Below are 18190 nucleotides of genomic sequence, written 5' to 3' on the forward strand. Positions count from 1 at the left end.
GGCCGGTAGGGTCTGCACGCATGGAAGAGCAGGACATGCCCACCGGCCCGGCGCACCCCCCGGTGCCCCGCCCGGGCAACGGCCCCGCCCGCACGGGCAAGCGCCGCCTCGGCGTCATGGGCGGAACGTTCGACCCGATCCACCACGGGCACCTCGTGGCGGCCAGCGAGGTCGCCGCCCAGTTCCAGCTGGACGAGGTGGTGTTCGTGCCCACCGGTCAGCCGTGGCAGAAGTCCCACCGCAACGTCTCGCCGGCCGAGGACCGCTACCTGATGACGGTCATCGCCACCGCCGAGAACCCGCAGTTCTCCGTCAGCCGCATCGACCTCGACCGCGGCGGCCCCACCTACACCGTGGACACCCTGCGCGACCTGCGGGCCCTCAACCCGGACACCGACCTGTTCTTCATCACCGGTGCCGACGCCCTCGGCCAGATCCTCACCTGGCGGGACTCCGAGGAACTGTTCTCCCTCGCGCACTTCATCGGCGTCACCCGCCCCGGCCACCACCTGACGGACCCTGGGCTCCCCGAGGGCGGCGTCTCGCTCGTCGAGGTTCCCGCGCTCGCCATCTCCTCGACGGACTGCCGTGCGAGAGTCGCCAAGGGCGACCCCATCTGGTACATGGTGCCGGACGGAGTCGTGCGTTACATCGACAAGCGCGAGCTGTACCGCGGCGAGTGAGCCGAGAGGGGCACCGGTGAACGACCGATACGACGCGGACGACGCCGCCCACGGCGCCGCCCCGTACGAACTCGTCGGCTACGACGAGTACGGGCAGCCCGTGTACCGGCAGATCCCGGCACAGCAGGCGCCACAGCAGCAGTCCTACGACCCGTACGCCCAGCAGGGCTACGGCTACGACCCGTACGCCACCGGCCCCCGGCAGCCGCAGTCGTACGAGGCGCCCCGGCAGCCGCAGTCCTACGACGCGTACGACACCGGCGGGCAGCAGCACGCCGCGCCCTCCTACGACCCCTACGGCCCGCAGGCCCCGTACGACGCCTACGGCGCCGGCGGCCAGGGCGCCGGCGCCGGGTACGACCCCTACGGGCAGGCCGCGAGGAGCGGGCAGCAGCCCCGGGTCGCCGAGCAGACCGCCCACATCCCCCAGCAGGCCGGCCCCGCCACCCCGCGCGGGCCCGGGGCCCACGAGCCGCCCGCGGCCGCCGGGGAACCGGACGACGGCGCCGAGCAGTTCGCCTTCGTCGAGGAGCCCGACGGCGACTCCGAGGACGTCATCGACTGGCTGAAGTTCACGGAGAACCGCACCGAGCGCCGCGAGGAGGCCCGCCGCCGCGCCCGCAGCCGGATCATCGCCCTCGTCGTCGTCCTCGCCCTCGTCGCCGTGGGCGGCGTCGGCTACCTGTGGTTCGCCGGGAAACTGCCCGGCCTGTCCTCCTCCGGTCCGAAGACGGGCGCCGCCACGCCGGCGGGCGCCCAGAAGCGCGACGTGATCGTCGTCCACCTGCACAACACCGGCGGGTCCGGCACCTCCACGGCACTGCTGGTCGACAACACCACCACCAAGCAGGGCACCACCGTGCTGCTGCCCAACTCGCTCGCGCTGAGCGGCGACGACGGCTCCACCACGACGCTCGCCAAGTCCGTGGACGACGACGGCTCCTCCGGCACCCGCGACCAGCTCGACACCGTCCTCGGGACCAGCATCCAGGGCACCTGGCGCCTGGACACCCCCTACCTGCAGAACCTCGTCGACCTGGTCGGCAACATCGACATCGACACGGACACCGACGTGCCCGACCCGGACGCCAAGAAGAAGGGCTCCGCCGTCCTCGTCCACCAGGGCAAGGCGCAGACCCTCAGCGGCAAGATGGCCGTCGCCTACGCCACCTACCGCGCGTCCGGCGAGTCCCAGAACGCCCAGCTCGAGCGGTTCGGGCAGGTCATGACGGGCGTGCTGCGCAAGCTCTCCTCCGAGCCCGCGGCCGCCACCACCACCGTGCAGACCCTGGCGCAGATCCTCGACCCGCCGCTGACCGACAAGGACCTCGGCGCCTTCCTGGCCGCCCTCGCCGAACTCGCCAAGGGCGGCGACTACCGGACGGCCCTGCTGCCCGTGCAGCCCGACGGCACCCTGAGCGCAGCCACCAGCGACAGCGTGGTCAAGAACGTCCTGGGCGGCACCGCCAAGAGCCCCGACGCGGGGTCCGCGGTCCGGGTCTCCGTCCAGAACGCCACCGGCGCCAAGGACACCACGGAGAAGGCCCGCGTGGTGCTGCTCAACGGCGGCTTCACCTTCCTCGAGGGCGGCACCGCCGCCGGCGCCCGGACCACCTCCCAGGTGCTCTACGCCGACGCCGCCGACAAGGCGAACGCCGCCGAGGTCGCCAAGACCCTGGGGCTGCCCGCGGGCTCCGTGGCCAAGGGCGCCGTGTCCTCCGGCGCCGACGTCTCGGTCGTCCTCGGCGGCGACTACCGGCCCGCGTCGTCCTGACCGCGGCCGGGGCACCCCACGTGATGCCGTAATCACGTGGGGTGCGCCAGGCGGTCCGTGAGACCCTTGAGGTCAACAGACCGCCGACCGAAAGCCGCGTAGTGACCGCCACCGACCGTTCCCTCGACCTCATCAACACCGCCGCCCAGGCGGCGGCCGACAAGCTCGCGCACGACGTCATCGCCTACGACGTCAGCGACGTGCTGTCGATCACGGACGCATTCCTGCTGGCCTCCGCGCCGAACGACCGCCAGGTCCGGGCGATCGTCGACGAGATCGAGGAGCGCCTGCTGAAGGAACTGGGCGCCAAGCCCGTACGCCGCGAGGGCGACCGCGAGTCCCGCTGGATCCTGCTCGACTACGTCGACATCGTCGTCCACGTCCAGCACAGCGAGGAGCGCGTCTTCTACGCCCTGGAGCGGCTGTGGAAGGACTGCCCCGAGCTCGAGCTGCCCGCCGACGCCAAGGCCACCCGCGGCAAGGCCGAGGAGCACGCCAAGCTGCAGGCCGCCGAGGCCGCCGAGGAGCCGGACGGGGACTGGCGATGAGCGCCACCGCCGAGGTGACCGACCGCACGGGCAGGGGCCGCCGCGTCATCCTGTGGCGGCACGGCCAGACCTCGTGGAACGTCGAGCGCCGCTTTCAGGGCAGCACGGACGTCCCGCTGACCGAGACGGGTGTCGAGCAGGCCCGCCGCGCCGCCCGGCTGCTCGCCTCCCTGCGGCCCGACGCGATCGTCTCCAGCGACCTGCAGCGGGCCGCCGACACGGCCGCCGAGCTGGCCGCCCTCACCGGCCTGGAGGTCATCCGCGAGGAAGGCCTGCGCGAGACCTACGCGGGCGTCTGGCAGGGGCTCACGCACGACGAGATCATCAGCCGTTACGGCCAGGAGTACGCCGCCTGGAAGCGGGGCGAGGCGATCCGCCGGGGCGGCGGCGAGCTGGAGACCGAGGTCGCCGACCGGGCCGCCCCCGTCGTGCTGCGGCACACCGAGAAGCTGCCCGAGGACGGCACCCTCGTGGTGGTCAGCCACGGCGGCACCATCCGCACCACCATCGGCCGGCTCCTCGGCATCGAGGCCCCCCACTGGGAGAGCCTCGGCGGCCTCTCCAACTGCTGCTGGTCCGTGCTCGGCGAGGGCGCCCGGGGCTGGCGCCTGCTGGAGCACAACGCGGGCACCCTCCCGGAGCCCGTCCTGGGAGACGACGACTGAGCGGCCCTCGGGCCCGCCGTTCCCGCCCCGGGGACCCGGATTTCACTTTCCGGCAGGTCACAGGCTAAAGTTCTTCTTGTTCGCCCCGCCGAGCGGGGCGAAACACCATGCGGCTCGCCGCGTGGGACAAGGGGCTATAGCTCAGTTGGTAGAGCGCCTGCATGGCATGCAGGAGGTCAGGAGTTCAATTCTCCTTAGCTCCACGGATCGACACTCTGTCGAGTTGTCAGAGATCGGTGATGAGGATCCCGTCCCCCTCAGGGGGCGGGATCCTCTGTGTTACTGCGGCTGTTCCGGGCGGTGCGTCCTCGTCCCGGCCTGTCCGGCTGACCGGGCGGGGCGGTGTTGGGCACACTGGTCCGGTGCCGGCTTGAGTCACACGGGGTCCCGCGGGCGTATACCTCCGCGGAGGCGTTCTCGGTGGGCGTGCGGACACCGGCCGGCCCGGCCGCGACGGCCGCCGTGTCCGGACCGGTACGGAGGCGTCGCTGACCGTATTGGCCCGGCCGTGGCAGAATCAAACGGCCGGAAGGATGGCGCGGCCCGACGGGAGGAGTAGCGATGCCTGCGAGCATCCTTGGGGAGGTCGGCCACCTCCCCGGTGCTGCGTTGATACGGGACACGACCACCCGGCTCAGCTGCCCTTCCTGCGGTTCCGGGCATGTGGCGCAAGTGCTCGGCGACAACGGCGGAATCTCCTACGTGTGCACGGCCTGCGGCCACAGCTGGAGCTGATCGATGGGTGCACACAGGCGAAAGTGCGACTGGTGCGGCAGTGGTACGCCGATCGTCCGTGACATGGAGCCGATCAATCCCGACTACCAGTACTGGTGCGAGGAATGCGCGCGGGCGCTGATCATAAAAGGCGACCCGATCGAGACCTACCGCGAGCTGGAGGGCGAGCCGATCTACGGCCGTCTGCTCGAGGAGCACTGCACGCTCAAGAGGTTCTACTCCTTCGTCACCGCTTGACGCGCCCCTGGCCCCGGCCGTCGTCCCGGCAGCGATGCCGAGGCCCGGGCCAGTGCCAGGAACAGCGCGGCCACGGCCGCGTAGAGGGCCGAGAGCGTCATCTGCGCGCCGCTCTGGTGCAGTTCGGGCCGCGCCGCGCCGTGCGGCACCCACCAGGGGACGTACGAGCAGAACACCAGGGCCGTGCCCAGGGCCGCCGCCCGGCGCCCGCGCGTCCACAGCACCAGCACCACGGGCACGCACCACACGAAGTGATGCGTCCACGACACCGGGCTGACCAGCAGTGCGGTGACGGCGCAGCAGGACACCGCCCAGGCCCGCATCCCGCGCAGCTCAGCCGCCACCGCCACCGCGAGCCCCGCGGCGGCCGTCAGGGCCGCCAGGGCCGCCCAGGAGGTCTCCGGATCCGGAGTGTGCAGCAGGCGCGCCAGAACGCCGCGCAGGGCCTGGTTGGCGGCTTCCTCGGCGTACCCGACGCGGTCCGAGCGGAACACCGCGTCCGTCCAGAACCGCCACGAGTCGTGCGGCAGGACGGCCGCGGCCAGCAACGTGGCCCCGGCGAACGCGACGGCCGCCCCGCGCGCGTGACGCAGCCACGGCTCCCCGTCGCCGCCCCGCAGTCGGGCCACCACCCCCGTGATCAGCAGGAACACCGCGAACAGCGCCGGCGTCAGCTTCACCGCGGCGGCCAGGCCGAGCCCCGTACCGGCCCACCGGTCCCGGCCGCCCGCGGCGCGGCGGGTCAGGTCCCACAGCACCGCCGTGGCCAGCAGCAGGTCGACCTGCCCGTAGCGCAGGGTCGTCCACACCGGCTCGCACCAGACGGCCGCCGCCGCCACCCACCAGACGTCCTCCGCGCGCGTGTGGCCGGCGAGCCGCAGGGACAGCCGTACGAACACCAGCAGCAGGACCAGGTTGCCGGCCGTGGCCAGCGTGCGCAGGGTCGCGGTGCCCGGCAGCGTCAATGGCGTGAACAGCAGGGCCGCGAACGGGGGGTAGGTGGGCTGCAGGTGCGCGGCGGTCGCCCGCAGCGCGTACAGGTCGCCGCCCGCGCGGACGGCGGCACCCTCGGCCCGGTACACCATCAGGTCGATCATCGACACGTGCGCGGCCCGCTGGGCCAGCCAGAACGCCGTGAACGACACCAGGCACGCGCCCGCCGCCACGGGCAAGCGGCGCCGGGCCGCGGGGAACGCGGGGAACGCGTGCAGGGTCACGAAAGCAGACATTAGCCCCCGAACCGGAGCCAAGCGGTAACCGATTTGGTACTGCACCCCGGGGACCGTGTAATGTTGGCGTCGCCGCCGGGGAAACCGGGCGGAACAAAACAAGGGGCTATAGCTCAGTTGGTAGAGCGCCTGCATGGCATGCAGGAGGTCAGGAGTTCAATTCTCCTTAGCTCCACAGAAATCGAAGGCGGATCATCCGAACGGATGATCCGCCTTCGATGTGTTCCCCATTGTCCTCCGGACGCGCACGCGCGCGTGCGCCGGACCCACCCGCACGACGCCGGCGGGCCACCCAGTGCGGGTGACCCGCCGGCGCGCGGCGCGCGGCCCGCCGCCGTGCCGTCAGCGGCCGAGGGCCCGCCGGCCACGGCCCTGGGAGAGGACGGGCAGGTTGCGCGACGGCGCCTGGCCGCGGGTGTCCTCCTCGATGCGCAGCGCCAGCGCGGGGCAGCGGCGCACCGCGCGCAGCGCCTTCGCCTCGGCGTAGCGCGGCACCTGAGCCTGCGCCACCGTCGGGAAGCCGTCCGCGCCGAGTTCGAAGACCTCGGGGAGGATGTCGGCGCACAGGCCGTGGCCCCGGCACAGCGTCCAGTCGACGTGGATCTTCTGGCGGCTGGCGCCGGTCTCCTCCGGCCCCGCGCCGCCCGGGATGCCCGTCGGCGCCCTGCCCCCCTCGAAGAGCGGCAGCACGCCCTCCACGGGCCGTCCGCAGCCGTTGCCGAGGACGTGCGCGGCCAGGTCGTCGGTGAACGCCTTGATGGTCGACTCCAGGAACATCGCGGAGCCGTCCGGGTGCGAACACGCCCCGCGCCGCTTCACGTTCTTCGCGACCTGCTTCAGCGCCTCCAGCGCGGCCGGTCCGCCGCCGTTCAGGATGTCCTCCATGCCGCGCGCGGCGGCGGGCAGTCCCAGGTAGCAGGGGCCGCACTGGCCGGCGCTCTCCTCGGCCAGCCACTGGGCCACCCGCAGCGACTCGCCCAGCGGGCAGGTCTCCTGGCTGATCGGCAGGATCGCGCCCGCGCCCAGCGAACCGCCCACCGCGTCCAGGGAGTTGCGGGAGACGATCGCCTCGTCGACGGTCGCCGCGTCGATCCACTTGCCGTGGTAGCCGCCGGTCAGCACGCCCTGCGGCACCGGCGGGGCGCCCGCGAGCTGCAGGACGTAGCGCAGCGGCACGCCGGTGGGGACCTCGATCACCATCGGCCGGGCGACCGCCCCGGAGACGGTGAGCATGACGGTGCCCGGCTCGTCGTACAGGCCGGTGTTGCCGTAGCGCTCGGGGCCGATCCGGGCGGCGATGGCGAGCTGCGCGAAGGTCTCGGCGTTCGACAGCAGCGTGGGCGCCCCGCCGACGCCGCTCTGCGAGGCGCTGATCTTGCGGCCGGGCGGGATCGCCGGACCGCCGTCGACCGAGCGGATCAGCGAGGCGGCGGCGCCGGTGACCATGCGGACCGGGTTGCGCTGCACCCACGCGCGCAGCGCCGACCTGCGGCTGTTGCTCAGGCCGCGCTCGGCCAGCGCCGCCTCCATGGAGCGCTGGGTGGACTCCCGGGTGACCCCGATCACGAGCGTGCGGGCGCCGAGCGCCTCGGCGCACAGCAGGGCGCCGTCCAGGATGAGGTGCGGGGCGCGGTTGATGAGCACCGTGTCCTTGCGGCAGGCCGGTTCGTCCTCACTGCCGTTGACGACGACGACCGGCCGCACCCCGCGCTTGATCGCCGACTCGGCGACCGAGCGCAGCTTCCTGTGGAAGGGGAAGCCCGCGCCGCCGCGGCCCTTGAGGCCGATGCGCTCGGCGAGCTGGGCCAGCTGTTCGCCGCCCAGCGGGTCGAGCGGCCCGTGCACCTTCAGGTGCATGGGCAGGTCTAGCCGCTCCACAAGGTCGAAGCCCGAGGTCAGCTGGGGAAGGCCGACCACGCGGACTTCCGGGACGTCGGGCAGGGCCTCGTTCACCTATAGCCTCCGGAAGGCGTGTTCCAAGGTTCGCCCGAACCCGGCGTGTCGTACGCGCCGGGGTTTGTTTCGGTGGCGGGACCGCTGTTGAACGTGTCACCCGAGTTGTACGTCCCGTAGGAGGCGTTTGTCTCACCGGTGTCGTACACATCACGTCCGCCGTACCCGCCGGCGCCCGGATCGCCGTAGGCCGGGATGTTGTATCCGGTGTCCTGCAGCGGGTCGTACGCCGACGGCGGGGCCTCGCCGACCGGCGGCGGGGACGGGACCGGCCAGCTCCCCGAGGTGCTGGAGGGGCCGTCGACGCGCGGCATCGCCTCCGTGGCACGCAGGTCCGTGGGCAGGTCCATGCGCGCGGTCCCGTCGGCCGTGAACGGCTGCCGGGAGCCGGCCGGCGTGGACACCGCCCGGTAGGCGGCCGCGAACCCGGACGCGGGCTCGGCGGCCGGGGCGACGGGGGTCTGGTACAGCGGCGCGGACGCGGGCCCGGCCTGCGTGCCGGCGAACGACGGCCTCGGCTCGCGCCCGAAGCCCGGCAGGGCGGACTCGGCGGCCCGCGAGCGGCTGGCGTCCAGCTCGTCCAGGCCCCGCCGCTCCGAGCTGCCCAGCACCGCGACGAGCCGGTCGGCGACCTTGCGCTTGACGGGGCGCGGGGCCGAGCGCAGCGCCAGCGCGCCCATCACGCCGAGCAGCGACAGGCTGTAGAGGATCACGAAGACCGGCTTCGCCTGGCGACCCGCGTAGAGCCCGTGCACGAGGGCCGCGCACCACGCCGGGTAGGCCAGCATGTGCATCGCGCGCCAGCGGGCGGCGACGGGCGCCGGGGTGGCGAAGTTGCTGCGCAGGGCGCCGGTGACCCCTACGAAGATCATCAGCAGGCCCGCCAGCGAGCCCAGGCCGATCAGCCCGGCGCTTCCGGTGACGCCGAGCGAGAACGGGATGACCGCGGCGATCAGCTTGGTGTGGTCGAGCGCGATCTTGGTGGTGATGTGCAGCAGCAGGAACGCGATGGAGGCGACCGCGGTCGTCCGGTGCACCGCCTGGCCGACGATCCGCTGGCGAGTGTTCAGGAAGATCCGGTCCTGGGCGAACAGTCCCCAGATCACCGAGCAGCTGAGCGAGACCAGTGACAGCACGCCCGCGCCGAAGTTGAGGAACTCGCGGAACTGGCTGCCTCCGACCAGCACGACCACCGGTATGAGCAGCAGGACGACGGCGGACGCCACCCCGTAGGCCGACCGGCCCGGTTTGGGGAGCGAGCTGTTACTACGACGAGGGTTCATGGGGGCAACTCCGAGCAGTTTCGGGAAAGCGGTCCCGCTGCCGAACTCTAAGTGGCGCCATACCGATCAGTAGGAGCTTTGAGTTATTGCGTTGTTATCAAAGGACGATGTGCCTGGGGTGGTGTCCCTTAGCGGCTGTTACGCGAAGTAATCTCTGACCTTGGTTCAGTGGTGGACGGGGCGTCGTGTCATGTCCACCAGACATACGGAAGCGCGTCGCGGCTTGCTCAAGGCCTGCGGTACCCTAGCGCTATGCGTGCCGTACGCCTTCTGCTTAGCGGGCCGCGCTGATCAGTACCGACCCACCGGTCGAACCGTGTGGTCGGCATCGGCGCGGCGTCCCCTCCTGTGCGAGGGGATTTTTCGTTTCCTGAGTGTCACAGCCGCAGGCAGCCGCAGGCAGAGACGATCGATGGAGCTTTGAGGATCATGAGCGAGACGAACCCCGCTGCCACCGCCGAGGTGGCCGCGCCGCACCGCTACACGGCCGCCATGGCGGCCGAGATCGAGGCACGCTGGCAGGACTTCTGGGACGCCGACGGCACCTACGCGGCGCCGAACCCCAAGGGCGACCTGGCGGGCGACCCCGAGCTGGTCGCGCGGCCCAAGAAGTTCATCATGGACATGTTCCCGTACCCCTCCGGTGCGGGCCTGCACGTCGGCCACCCCCTGGGTTACATCGCCACCGACGTCTACGCCCGGTTCCAGCGGATGACCGGCCACAACGTCCTGCACACCCTCGGCTTCGACGCCTTCGGCCTGCCCGCCGAGCAGTACGCCGTGCAGACCGGCACGCACCCGCGCGTGTCCACCGAGGCCAACATCGAGAACATGAAGGCCCAGCTGCGCCGGCTGGGCCTGGGCCACGACAAGCGCCGGTCGTTCGCCACGATCGACCCGGAGTACTACAAGTGGACCCAGTGGATCTTCCTGCAGATCTTCAACTCCTGGTACGACGACGAGGCCGGCCGGGCCCGCCCCGTCTCCGAGCTGGTCGCCCGGTTCGAGTCCGGTGAGCGCACGGTGCCCGGCGGCCGCTCCTGGCACGAGCTGAGCGCCGTCGAGCGCGCCGAGGTCCTGGGCGAGTACCGCCTGGCCTACGCCTCCGACGCCCCGGTCAACTGGTGCCCTGGTCTCGGCACCGTGCTGGCCAACGAGGAGGTCACCGCCGACGGGCGCTCCGAGCGCGGCAACTACCCGGTCTTCAAGGCCAAGCTGCGCCAGTGGAACATGCGCATCACCGCCTACGCCGACCGGCTGCTGGACGACCTGGAGGCGCTGGACTGGCCCGAGGCCATCAAGCTGCAGCAGCGCAACTGGATCGGACGCTCCGAGGGCGCCCGCGTCGACTTCCCGATCGACGGCGAGCGCATCACCGTCTTCACCACCCGCCCCGACACCCTGTTCGGCGCGACCTACATGGTGCTGGCGCCCGAGCACCCGCTGGTCGAGAAGTTCACCCCGCAGGCCTGGCCCGAGGGCACCCACGAGGTGTGGACCGGCGGCCACGCCACGCCCGCCGAGGCCGTCGCCGCCTACCGCGCGCAGGCCGCCTCCAAGTCGGACGTCGAGCGGCAGGCCGAGGCCAAGGACAAGACCGGCGTCTTCATCGGCGCGTACGCCACCAACCCGGTCAACGGCGAGCAGGTCCCCGTCTTCATCGCCGACTACGTCCTGATGGGCTACGGCACCGGCGCGATCATGGCCGTGCCGGCCGGCGACCAGCGTGACTTCGAGTTCGCGCGCGCCTTCGAGCTGCCGATCCACTGCATCGTCGAGCCGACCGACGGCCGCGGCACCGACACCTCGACGTGGGAGAACGCCTTCGCCTCCTATGACGCGAAGATCATCAACTCGGCCAACGACGAGATCTCGCTGGACGGCCTGGGCGTCGCCGAGGCCAAGGCCCGCGTCACCGAGTGGCTGCAGAGCCGGGGCATCGGCGAGGGCACCGTCAACTTCCGCCTGCGCGACTGGCTGTTCAGCCGCCAGCGCTACTGGGGCGAGCCCTTCCCGATCGTCTACGACGAGGACGGCGTCGCCCACGCGCTGCCCGAGTCCATGCTGCCGCTGGAGCTGCCCGAGGTCGAGGACTACAGCCCGCGCACCTTCGACCCGGACGACGCCGACACCCAGCCCGAGACGCCGCTGTCGCGCAACGAGGACTGGGTGAACGTCACCCTGGACCTGGGCGACGGGCCGAAGAAGTACCGCCGCGAGACCAACACCATGCCCAACTGGGCCGGTTCCTGCTGGTACGAGTTCCGCTACCTGGACCCGCACAACGACCGCGAGCTGGTCGACCCGGAGATCGAGCGTTATTGGATGGGACCGCGCGAGGGCCTGCCGCACGGCGGTGTCGACCTGTACGTCGGCGGCGCCGAGCACGCCGTGCTGCACCTGCTGTACGCGCGCTTCTGGTCCAAGGTCCTGTTCGACCTGGGGCACGTCTCCTCCTCCGAGCCGTTCCACAAGCTGTTCAACCAGGGCATGATCCAGGCCTACGTCTACCGCGACAGCCGCGGCATCGCGGTCCCGGCCGCCGAGGTCGAGGAGCGGGACGGCGCGTACTACCACCAGGGCGAGAAGGTCACCCGCCTGCTGGGCAAGATGGGCAAGTCCCTGAAGAACGCGGTGACCCCGGACGAGATCGCCGCCGAGTACGGCGCCGACACCCTGCGCCTGTACGAGATGGCGATGGGCCCCCTGGACGTCTCCCGGCCCTGGGACACCCGCGCGGTGGTCGGTCAGTTCCGGCTGCTGCAGCGGCTGTGGCGCAACGTCGTCGACGAGAACACCGGCGAGGTCACCGTCACCGACGCCGAGCCCGGCGAGGAGACGCTGCGCGCCCTGCACAAGGCGATCGACGGCGTGCGCCAGGACCTGGAGGGCCTGCGCTTCAACACCGCCATCGCCAAGGTGACGGAGCTGAACAACCACCTGACCAAGACCGGCGGCCAGGTGCCGCGCTCGGTCGCCGAGCCGCTGGTGCTGCTGATCGCCCCGCTGGCCCCGCACGTCGCCGAGGAACTGTGGCGCAAGCTGGGCCACACCGACTCGGTCGTCCACCGGGACTTCCCGGTCGCCGACCCGCGGTACGTGATGGACGAGACCGTGACCTGCGTCGTGCAGATCAAGGGCAAGGTCAAGGCCCGGCTGGAGGTGTCGCCGTCCGTCTCGGCGGAGGAGCTGGAGAAGGCGGCGCTGTCCGACGAGAAGGTCGTCGCCGCACTGGACGGCGCGGCCGTCCGCAAGGTGATCGTGCGCGCTCCCAAGCTGGTGAACATCGTCACGGCGTGACCGCCCGGCCCGCGTGAGCGTGCCGGGGACCGCGGTGCCCGGCACCTCGGGGTAGTCCCCTACGGGCAGGTTCGGGGTTTTGTCGGAACCCCGGACCTGCCCGCTGCGTTTACCGTGGAGAGCACAGCGGCGAACGCCGCACCGGGCTGAGGAGGAGCGGCATGGAAACAGTGATCACCGTGTTCGCCCTGTTGTTCCTGGTCTTCCTCGGGCTCGGCGCGTATGTGACCGTCAAGGCGGTCGGCGCCGCCAAGCGCGGCGTGGACCGCACGATCGCGCAGGCCCGCCGCACGGTCGAGGACCACACCCTGCGCGCCAAGTCCCTCGCCCAGACCGGGCCCGCCGGTGAGATCGCCCACCTGCGGCTCGCGCTGCGCAGCTCCATGCGCGCCACCCAGGACGCGCTGCACGCGGGCGTGGCCGAGGACGAGTCGCTCAGGGAGTCCCTCGGCCTCTTCCAGCGGCTCAGCGCGCACGGACAGGAACTGGACGCCGACCTCAAGCGCCTTGAGTCCGAGCCGGACCGCACGACGCTCGCCGCGCACCTTCCCGGACTGCGCCGCCGCACGGAGCGGATCACCCAGTCCGCGGACTCGCTCCGCTGGGCCGCCCGCGACCGGGCCCACCGCTTCGCCGAGGACGACCTCGACGCGCTCAGCGCGCAGATCGACGTCGAGACGGGCGCCCTGCGGCACTGGACGCGCACCGAACCCCGGCAGGCGCCGTGGCCGGACGCCGCGGCCGACGGCCCGCAGCCCGCACCGGGCCCGCGAGCACCCGGCGCCGACGAGACACGGGCCTCGCCCGCCCTCACCCCGCCCTCGCCGCGCCCGGCCTACCCCTGGCAGAAGAAACCGCGCCCCGAGAGCACCACTTGACCGGACCGCTCCGGCACCGGTGCGCAGGGGTCGGTCTGCCGCGCGGGCACCACGGCAGGTAACCTCCAGCTCATGTCCCGCCATGTCGCGATCGTCACCGATTCAACGGCCTACCTGCCGCCGCGGACGATGGAGCGCCACGGCATCACCGCGGTGCCCCTGACCGTGGTCCTCGGCGACCAGGCGCTCGAAGAGGGCACCGAGATCTCGACCCGCTCCCTCGCCCAGGCCCTGCAGAAGCGGCGCCCGGTCACCACCTCCCGGCCCAGCCCCCAGATGTTCGCTGAGACCTACCGCAGGGTCGCCCAGACCGGCGCGGACGCCATCGTCTCCCTGCACCTGTCCGCCGAGCTGTCCGGCACCTACGACGCCGCGGTCCTCGCGGCGCGCGAGGCGCCGATTCCGGTGCGGGTGGTGGACACCGGGATGATCGCGATGGCCCTGGGCTTCTGCGCGCTGGCCGCGGCCGAGACGGCGGAGGCGGGCGGTACGGCGGACGAGGCCGTCACCGCCGCCGAGAAGCGGGCCGCCGGCACCTCCGCCTACTTCTACGTCGACACGCTCGACTATCTGCGCCGCGGCGGGCGCATCGGCGCCGCACAGGCCCTGTTCGGCTCCGCGCTGGCCGTCAAACCGCTGCTCCAGCTCGACGGCGGCCGCATCGAACCCCTGGAGAAGGTGCGCACGGCGTCCCGGGCGATCGCCCGCCTCGAGGAGATCGTCGCCGACCGTGCGGGCGGCGACGATGTGGACATCGCCGTCCACCACCTCGCCGCCCCCGACCGGGCCGGCGCCCTCGCCGACCGGTTGCGGGCGCGTGTGCCCGGGCTGGCCGACCTGCACGTCAGCGAGGTCGGCGCGGTGATCGGGGCGCACACCGGGCCCGGGCTGCTGGGCGCGGTCGTCTCGCCGCGCTGAGAACGCGCCGCCCGGAGGTGCGGTCGGCCGTGGAGTGACTTCCCGCTCCGTGGCGCGACAGCGCCGGGTGCGATCACTCGTGCAGGTGCGATCACTCGTGCGGGTGGTGGAGTTGTCCACAAAAAGTCCGTGATCCACGGAATTCGACCAAGATCATCGAGAAGCGGCGAGATGCCCGATCCTCGTCGCATGGCACTTCGATCACGTTCACGCACCGCCACCCCGACCAGTGGACCGGGCCGCGGCCCCGCTTCCGACGGCCGTGTCCAGCGCCGCTCCGCCGACCGGCCGCGCGCCCGGCACCGCACGCCCGCGCCCGCCGAGGAACTGCGCCGCCGCGCGGAACTCCTCTTCGGTGAACGCGCCGTGCACTGGCCCGAGTCGGGCAACGCCCCGCCGGACGGCGGGCGTCAGGCTGACATGGCGACCACGGCTGACATGGCGACCACGGCGGAGACGGCGAGCGTGACGGGACCGGCGCCGGGGCTGAGCTTTCCCAGCACGGCGCCACCCGCACCGGGCGGGGCGCGCGAGACTACCGGCGAGGCGGTGCCTGCCGCCCCGGCCCGAGGCGCGGATCCGTCCGGTGCCCGCGAGACGCAACAGGGGGACGCCGCGGGCCGTTTGGAGCCGGCGGGGCGGCTCGGGCCCACGCTGCGGGAGCGGACCGGACTGGCCGTGCGCGAGCGGCTGCCGGTCTGGCTGCAGACACGGTGCGGGGTGGAGCGGCGGGGCGTGGTCGCGCTGGCCGTGGTGCTCGTGGCGGCCGCCGTGTTCGCCGTCCAGCACTTCTGGGCGGGCCGCACGCAGACGGTGAGCGCTCCTCAGGTCATGCGCGCCGAGGCCCCGTTCACCGGCAAGGACGAGCGCGCGAAGGCCGGCCGCTCCGGCGAAGCCTCCGCCGTGGACGCCCCTTCCCCGAACACCCCGGCGACATCCGCCGCGCAGATCGTCGTGGACGTCGGCGGCAAGGTCCGCAGGCCCGGCGTCCAGCGGCTTCCGGCCGGTGCCCGGGTGGCCGACGCGCTGCGCGCGGCGGGCGGGGTCCGGCCCGGGGCGAACACCGAGGGACTCAACCGGGCCCGCTTCCTCGTGGACGGCGAACAGGTGCTGGTCGGCGTGGCGGGCGGGGCGGTACCCGCCCCGCCCGGGCCCGGCGGCGGCGCGGGCGTGACGGCGGCAGGCGGCGGCCCGGCGGCTCCGGTCTCCCTCAGCGCGGCGACCGCGGACCAGCTCGACACCCTGCCCGGGGTCGGGCCGGTGCTGGCCCAGCACATCATCGACTACCGCACCCGGCACGGCGGTTTCCGCTCGGTGGACGAGCTGCGCCAGGTCAACGGCATCGGCGACCGCCGTTTCGCCGACCTGCGCGAGATGGTGCGGCCGTGAGCGGGCCGGGGGCAGGGTCGGGGCGGCGGCGGCCCGCGACCAGGACCCCGGAAGGTCGGCCCGGGAAGGACGGTAAGGGCGGGCCGGACGGGTCCACGGTCCCGGCCGACCTGCGGCTCGTACCGCCCGCCCTCGCGGCCTGGGGGACGGCTGCCGTGGTCCTCGGCGCATCGCCGGCCTGGAGCGCCGCCCTCGCGGTCGGCTGCGGCATCGCCGGTGCCGTCCTGCTCTCGGTGCGGCGCCGGGGCGGACCCGGCCGGTACGGCAGGCCCCTCGCCCCGGTCGCCGCCGTGCTCCTGTGCGTGGCCGCGGCCGCCGCCTCCGCCGGGCTGCACGGGGCGGACGTGCGGCGCGGCCCGGTGCCGGAGGCGGCGCGGCGGTTCGCCACCGTGACCGCCGAAGTCGAGCTGAGCGGCGACCCCTGGCTCAGCAGACCGCGGGTGCGGGGCGACCACGCGGCACCGGTCGCGGTGCTGGCCCGGGCGGAGGTGCGGCAGGTCGAGCAGGCCGGCGGGCGGGCCCTGCGGACGCGGAGCCCGGTACTGCTGGTCGTGGACCGGGAGGTCCCGGCGCCGAGGGCGCCTCCCGGCGGGCCCCCGTCCGTCGCGCGGAGCCCGGTCGAGGGGCGGGCGGCCTGGCTCGGGCTGCTGCCGTCCACCCGGCTGCGGGTGACCGCCCGGCTGGCGCCCGCCCTGACCGGCGGGGACCGCACCGCGGCCGTGCTGCGCGTCCGCGGTGATCCGGAGCCGGAGACGGTGGCGGGACCCAACGGTCCGCAGCGGCTGGCGGGCCGGCTCAGGGCCGGGCTGCGGGAGGCGACCGAGGGACTGCCGGCGGACGCCCGGGCGCTGCTGCCCGGTCTCGTCGTCGGCGACACCTCCCGGATCACGCCCGAACTCGACGAGGCCTTCAGGGAGACCGACCTCACGCACACGCTCGCCGTGTCGGGCAGCAACCTCACGATCCTGCTCGCCCTGCTCCTCGGGCCGCCCGGCCTGGCCCAGCGCGCCGAGCGTCGCGGACTCGCCCCGCGCCTGGGCCTCCCACTGCGGGCGACCGCACTGCTGGCGGGGGCGCTCACGCTCGGCTTCGTGATCGTGTGCCGTCCGGACCCCAGCGTGCTGCGCGCCGCGGCCTGCGGATCGGTCGCCCTGCTCGCGCTGGCGACCGGGCGCCGCAGATCCCTGCTCCCGGCCCTGGCCACGGCCGTGCTGCTGCTGGTGCTGTACGACCCGTGGCTGGCCCGCAGCCCCGGGTTCCTGCTCTCCGTCCTGGCCACCGGCGCGCTGCTGGTGCTGGCGCCCGGCTGGAGCGAGGCGCTGCGGCGGCGCCGGGTGCCGGCCCGGCTCGCCGAGGCGCTGGCCGCGGCCGCCGCCGCACAGGCGGTGTGCGCACCGGTCGTCGCGGTGCTGTCGGCCCGGGTCAGCCTGGTGGCGGTGCCCTGCAATCTGCTCGCCGAGATGGCGGTCGCACCGGCCACGGTGCTGGGGTTCGCGGCCCTGGCCGCGGCACCGGTGGCGATGCCCGCGGCCGAGGCGCTGGCGTGGTGCGCCGGCTGGCCCGCCGGGTGGATCGGTCGCCCGGACCGGCGCGGCGCTGCCCGGCGCGGGAGTCGACTGGCCGGCGACCTGGCCCGGGGCGCTGCTGCTCGCCGCCGTCACCCTGGCCGTCGTCCTGGCCGGGCGGCGGCTGACGCGGCACCCCTGGTGGTGTGCCGCGCTGGCCGTGCTGCTCCTGCTGGCGGTGGTCCGGCCGGCGCCGCTGACCCGGGTGATCACGGGCTGGCCGCCCCCGGGCTGGCGGTACGCGATGTGCGACGTCGGACAGGGCGACGCCACCGTGCTGGCAGCCGGTGGCGGAGCCGGGGTGGTGGTGGACGCCGGACCCGATCCGGAACTGGTGGACCACTGCCTGCGGGCACTCGGCGTCACCCGGATCCCGCTGCTCGTGCTGACCCATTTCCACGCCGACCACGTCACGGGGCTGCCCGGTGTGCTGCGGGGCCGCTCGGTGGCCGCGATCGAGACCACGGACTACGGGGAACCGGCCGACCAGGCCGAGTTCGTCAGAAGGGAGGCGGCCCGACGGCACATCCCGCTCACCACCGCCGTGGCGGGGGAGGAGCGGCGCAGCGGGACGCTGACCTGGCGGGTGCTGTGGCCGCCCGCGCCACCCGCCCCCGGCCGGCCGCCGGCACCGGAGCCCGACGGCCCGAACGACGCCAGCGTCGTCCTGCTCGTGCGGTCCGGCGGACTGCGGCTGCTGCTCCTCGGCGACCTCGAACCCCCGGCCCAGCAGGCGCTGGCGCGGTCCCCGGCCGCGGCCGGCCTCGCGCGGGTGGACGTGCTGAAGGTGGCCCACCACGGCTCGGCGTACCAGGACCCGGACCTGATACGGCTGGCCGCCCCGCGGGTGGCGCTCGTCTCCACGGGCGCGGACAACCCCTACGGCCATCCGGCGCCGGCGACGGTCGCCGCGCTGCGGGCGGGCGGGGCGATGGTGCTGCGCACCGACCGGGACGGGGCGCTCGCGGTCGGCGGCGACGGCGGGACGGACGGGCGGCTGCGGGTTACGAAGGACTGAGCGGTGGTCGTTCGC

At 73.5% G+C, this 18190-nt stretch carries 12 protein-coding genes, 2 tRNA genes and 1 pseudogene; 12 read left to right on the top strand and 3 right to left on the bottom strand.

Translation table 11 applies throughout. The features are described from left to right. Positions 1-20 precede the first annotated feature (20 nt). From nadD to ACFQ9Z_RS04570, 6 genes are all read left to right on the top strand, one after another. Positions 21-683, top strand: coding sequence for a nicotinate-nucleotide adenylyltransferase (gene nadD / locus ACFQ9Z_RS04545; protein WP_383010628.1), 663 nt, complete (start codon positions 21-23; stop codon positions 681-683). 16 nt (positions 684-699) lie between these two features. Continuing rightward, the gene (locus ACFQ9Z_RS04550; protein ID WP_383010630.1) at positions 700-2457 is read left to right on the top strand and encodes an LCP family protein; all 1758 of its coding nucleotides are present in this window, start codon (positions 700-702) and stop codon (positions 2455-2457) included. 101 nt (positions 2458-2558) lie between these two features. Continuing rightward, positions 2559-3005 (top strand): ribosome silencing factor, encoded by a 447-nt coding sequence (gene rsfS, locus ACFQ9Z_RS04555; protein ID WP_143632222.1) that lies wholly within the window; start codon positions 2559-2561, stop codon positions 3003-3005. Further along, positions 3002-3670: a histidine phosphatase family protein gene (locus tag ACFQ9Z_RS04560; RefSeq protein WP_383010633.1), complete on the top strand. Its 669-nt coding sequence runs from the start codon at positions 3002-3004 to the stop codon at positions 3668-3670. Before rsfS ends, ACFQ9Z_RS04560 begins: the two co-directional genes overlap by 4 nt. Positions 3671-3800: 130 nt before the next feature. Beyond that, positions 3801-3873: transfer RNA gene (locus ACFQ9Z_RS04565), tRNA-Ala, on the top strand. A 535-nt stretch (positions 3874-4408) separates the two neighbouring features. Then, positions 4409-4642, top strand: coding sequence for a hypothetical protein (locus tag ACFQ9Z_RS04570; protein ID WP_006136074.1), 234 nt, complete (start codon positions 4409-4411; stop codon positions 4640-4642). On the opposite strand, the gene ACFQ9Z_RS04575 is transcribed toward ACFQ9Z_RS04570, so the two are convergent. Further along, complete coding sequence (locus tag ACFQ9Z_RS04575) at positions 4621-5871, bottom strand: glycosyltransferase 87 family protein (protein ID WP_383010635.1); 1251 nt, start codon at positions 5869-5871, stop codon at positions 4621-4623. The two genes, ACFQ9Z_RS04570 and ACFQ9Z_RS04575, sit on opposite strands and share 22 nt — an antisense overlap. A gap of 102 nt (positions 5872-5973) precedes the next feature. On the opposite strand from ACFQ9Z_RS04575, the gene ACFQ9Z_RS04580 reads away from it, so the two are divergent. Further along, positions 5974-6046: transfer RNA gene (locus tag ACFQ9Z_RS04580), tRNA-Ala, on the top strand. Between the two features lie 167 nt (positions 6047-6213). Here the strand turns inward: ACFQ9Z_RS04580 and ACFQ9Z_RS04585 are convergent. After that, entirely contained in the window at positions 6214-7824 is a 1611-nt protein-coding gene (locus tag ACFQ9Z_RS04585; RefSeq protein ID WP_383010637.1) for an NADH-ubiquinone oxidoreductase-F iron-sulfur binding region domain-containing protein, read from the bottom strand. Further along, complete coding sequence (locus ACFQ9Z_RS04590) at positions 7821-9107, bottom strand: cytochrome b/b6 domain-containing protein (protein WP_383010639.1); 1287 nt, start codon at positions 9105-9107, stop codon at positions 7821-7823. Before ACFQ9Z_RS04590 ends, ACFQ9Z_RS04585 begins: the two co-directional genes overlap by 4 nt. A 429-nt stretch (positions 9108-9536) precedes the next feature. On the opposite strand from ACFQ9Z_RS04590, the gene leuS reads away from it, so the two are divergent. The 5 genes and pseudogenes from leuS to ACFQ9Z_RS04615 all read left to right on the top strand — a co-directional run bounded on the left by leuS (position 9537) and on the right by ACFQ9Z_RS04615 (position 18175). After that, the gene (leuS, locus tag ACFQ9Z_RS04595; protein WP_383010641.1) at positions 9537-12407 is read left to right on the top strand and encodes a leucine--tRNA ligase; all 2871 of its coding nucleotides are present in this window, start codon (positions 9537-9539) and stop codon (positions 12405-12407) included. A 161-nt stretch (positions 12408-12568) separates the two neighbouring features. Further along, entirely contained in the window at positions 12569-13285 is a 717-nt protein-coding gene (locus ACFQ9Z_RS04600) for a hypothetical protein (protein WP_383010643.1), read from the top strand. 72 nt (positions 13286-13357) lie between these two features. After that, on the top strand, positions 13358-14203 hold the full coding sequence (locus ACFQ9Z_RS04605) for a DegV family protein (protein WP_383010645.1): 846 nt from the start codon (positions 13358-13360) through the stop codon (positions 14201-14203). A gap of 189 nt (positions 14204-14392) precedes the next feature. After that, on the top strand, positions 14393-15592 hold the full coding sequence (locus ACFQ9Z_RS04610; protein ID WP_383010647.1) for a helix-hairpin-helix domain-containing protein: 1200 nt from the start codon (positions 14393-14395) through the stop codon (positions 15590-15592). Further along, positions 15589-18175: pseudogene (locus ACFQ9Z_RS04615) on the top strand (ComEC/Rec2 family competence protein). Before ACFQ9Z_RS04610 ends, ACFQ9Z_RS04615 begins: the two are co-directional and overlap by 4 nt. Positions 18176-18190 lie beyond the last annotated feature (15 nt).

Origin of the sequence: Streptomyces sp. NPDC056580 (assembly GCF_042793175.1) — a bacterium.
Taxonomy (GTDB): Bacteria; Actinomycetota; Actinomycetes; order Streptomycetales; family Streptomycetaceae; genus Streptomyces.

Bases quoted from the DNA above. Each gene is read 5' to 3' on its own strand.
- ACFQ9Z_RS04605 (WP_383010645.1), top strand. From the start codon at position 13,358: ATGTCCCGCCATGTCGCGATCGTCACCGATTCAACGGCCTACCTGCCG.
- ACFQ9Z_RS04610 (WP_383010647.1), top strand. From the start codon at position 14,393: ATGGCACTTCGATCACGTTCACGCACCGCCACCCCGACCAGTGGACCG.
- ACFQ9Z_RS04575 (WP_383010635.1), bottom strand. From the start codon at position 5,871: ATGTCTGCTTTCGTGACCCTGCACGCGTTCCCCGCGTTCCCCGCGGCC.
- ACFQ9Z_RS04560 (WP_383010633.1), top strand. From the start codon at position 3,002: ATGAGCGCCACCGCCGAGGTGACCGACCGCACGGGCAGGGGCCGCCGC.
- ACFQ9Z_RS04600 (WP_383010643.1), top strand. From the start codon at position 12,569: ATGGAAACAGTGATCACCGTGTTCGCCCTGTTGTTCCTGGTCTTCCTC.
- ACFQ9Z_RS04590 (WP_383010639.1), bottom strand. From the start codon at position 9,107: ATGAACCCTCGTCGTAGTAACAGCTCGCTCCCCAAACCGGGCCGGTCG.
- ACFQ9Z_RS04570 (WP_006136074.1), top strand. From the start codon at position 4,409: ATGGGTGCACACAGGCGAAAGTGCGACTGGTGCGGCAGTGGTACGCCG.
- nadD (WP_383010628.1), top strand. From the start codon at position 21: ATGGAAGAGCAGGACATGCCCACCGGCCCGGCGCACCCCCCGGTGCCC.
- leuS (WP_383010641.1), top strand. From the start codon at position 9,537: ATGAGCGAGACGAACCCCGCTGCCACCGCCGAGGTGGCCGCGCCGCAC.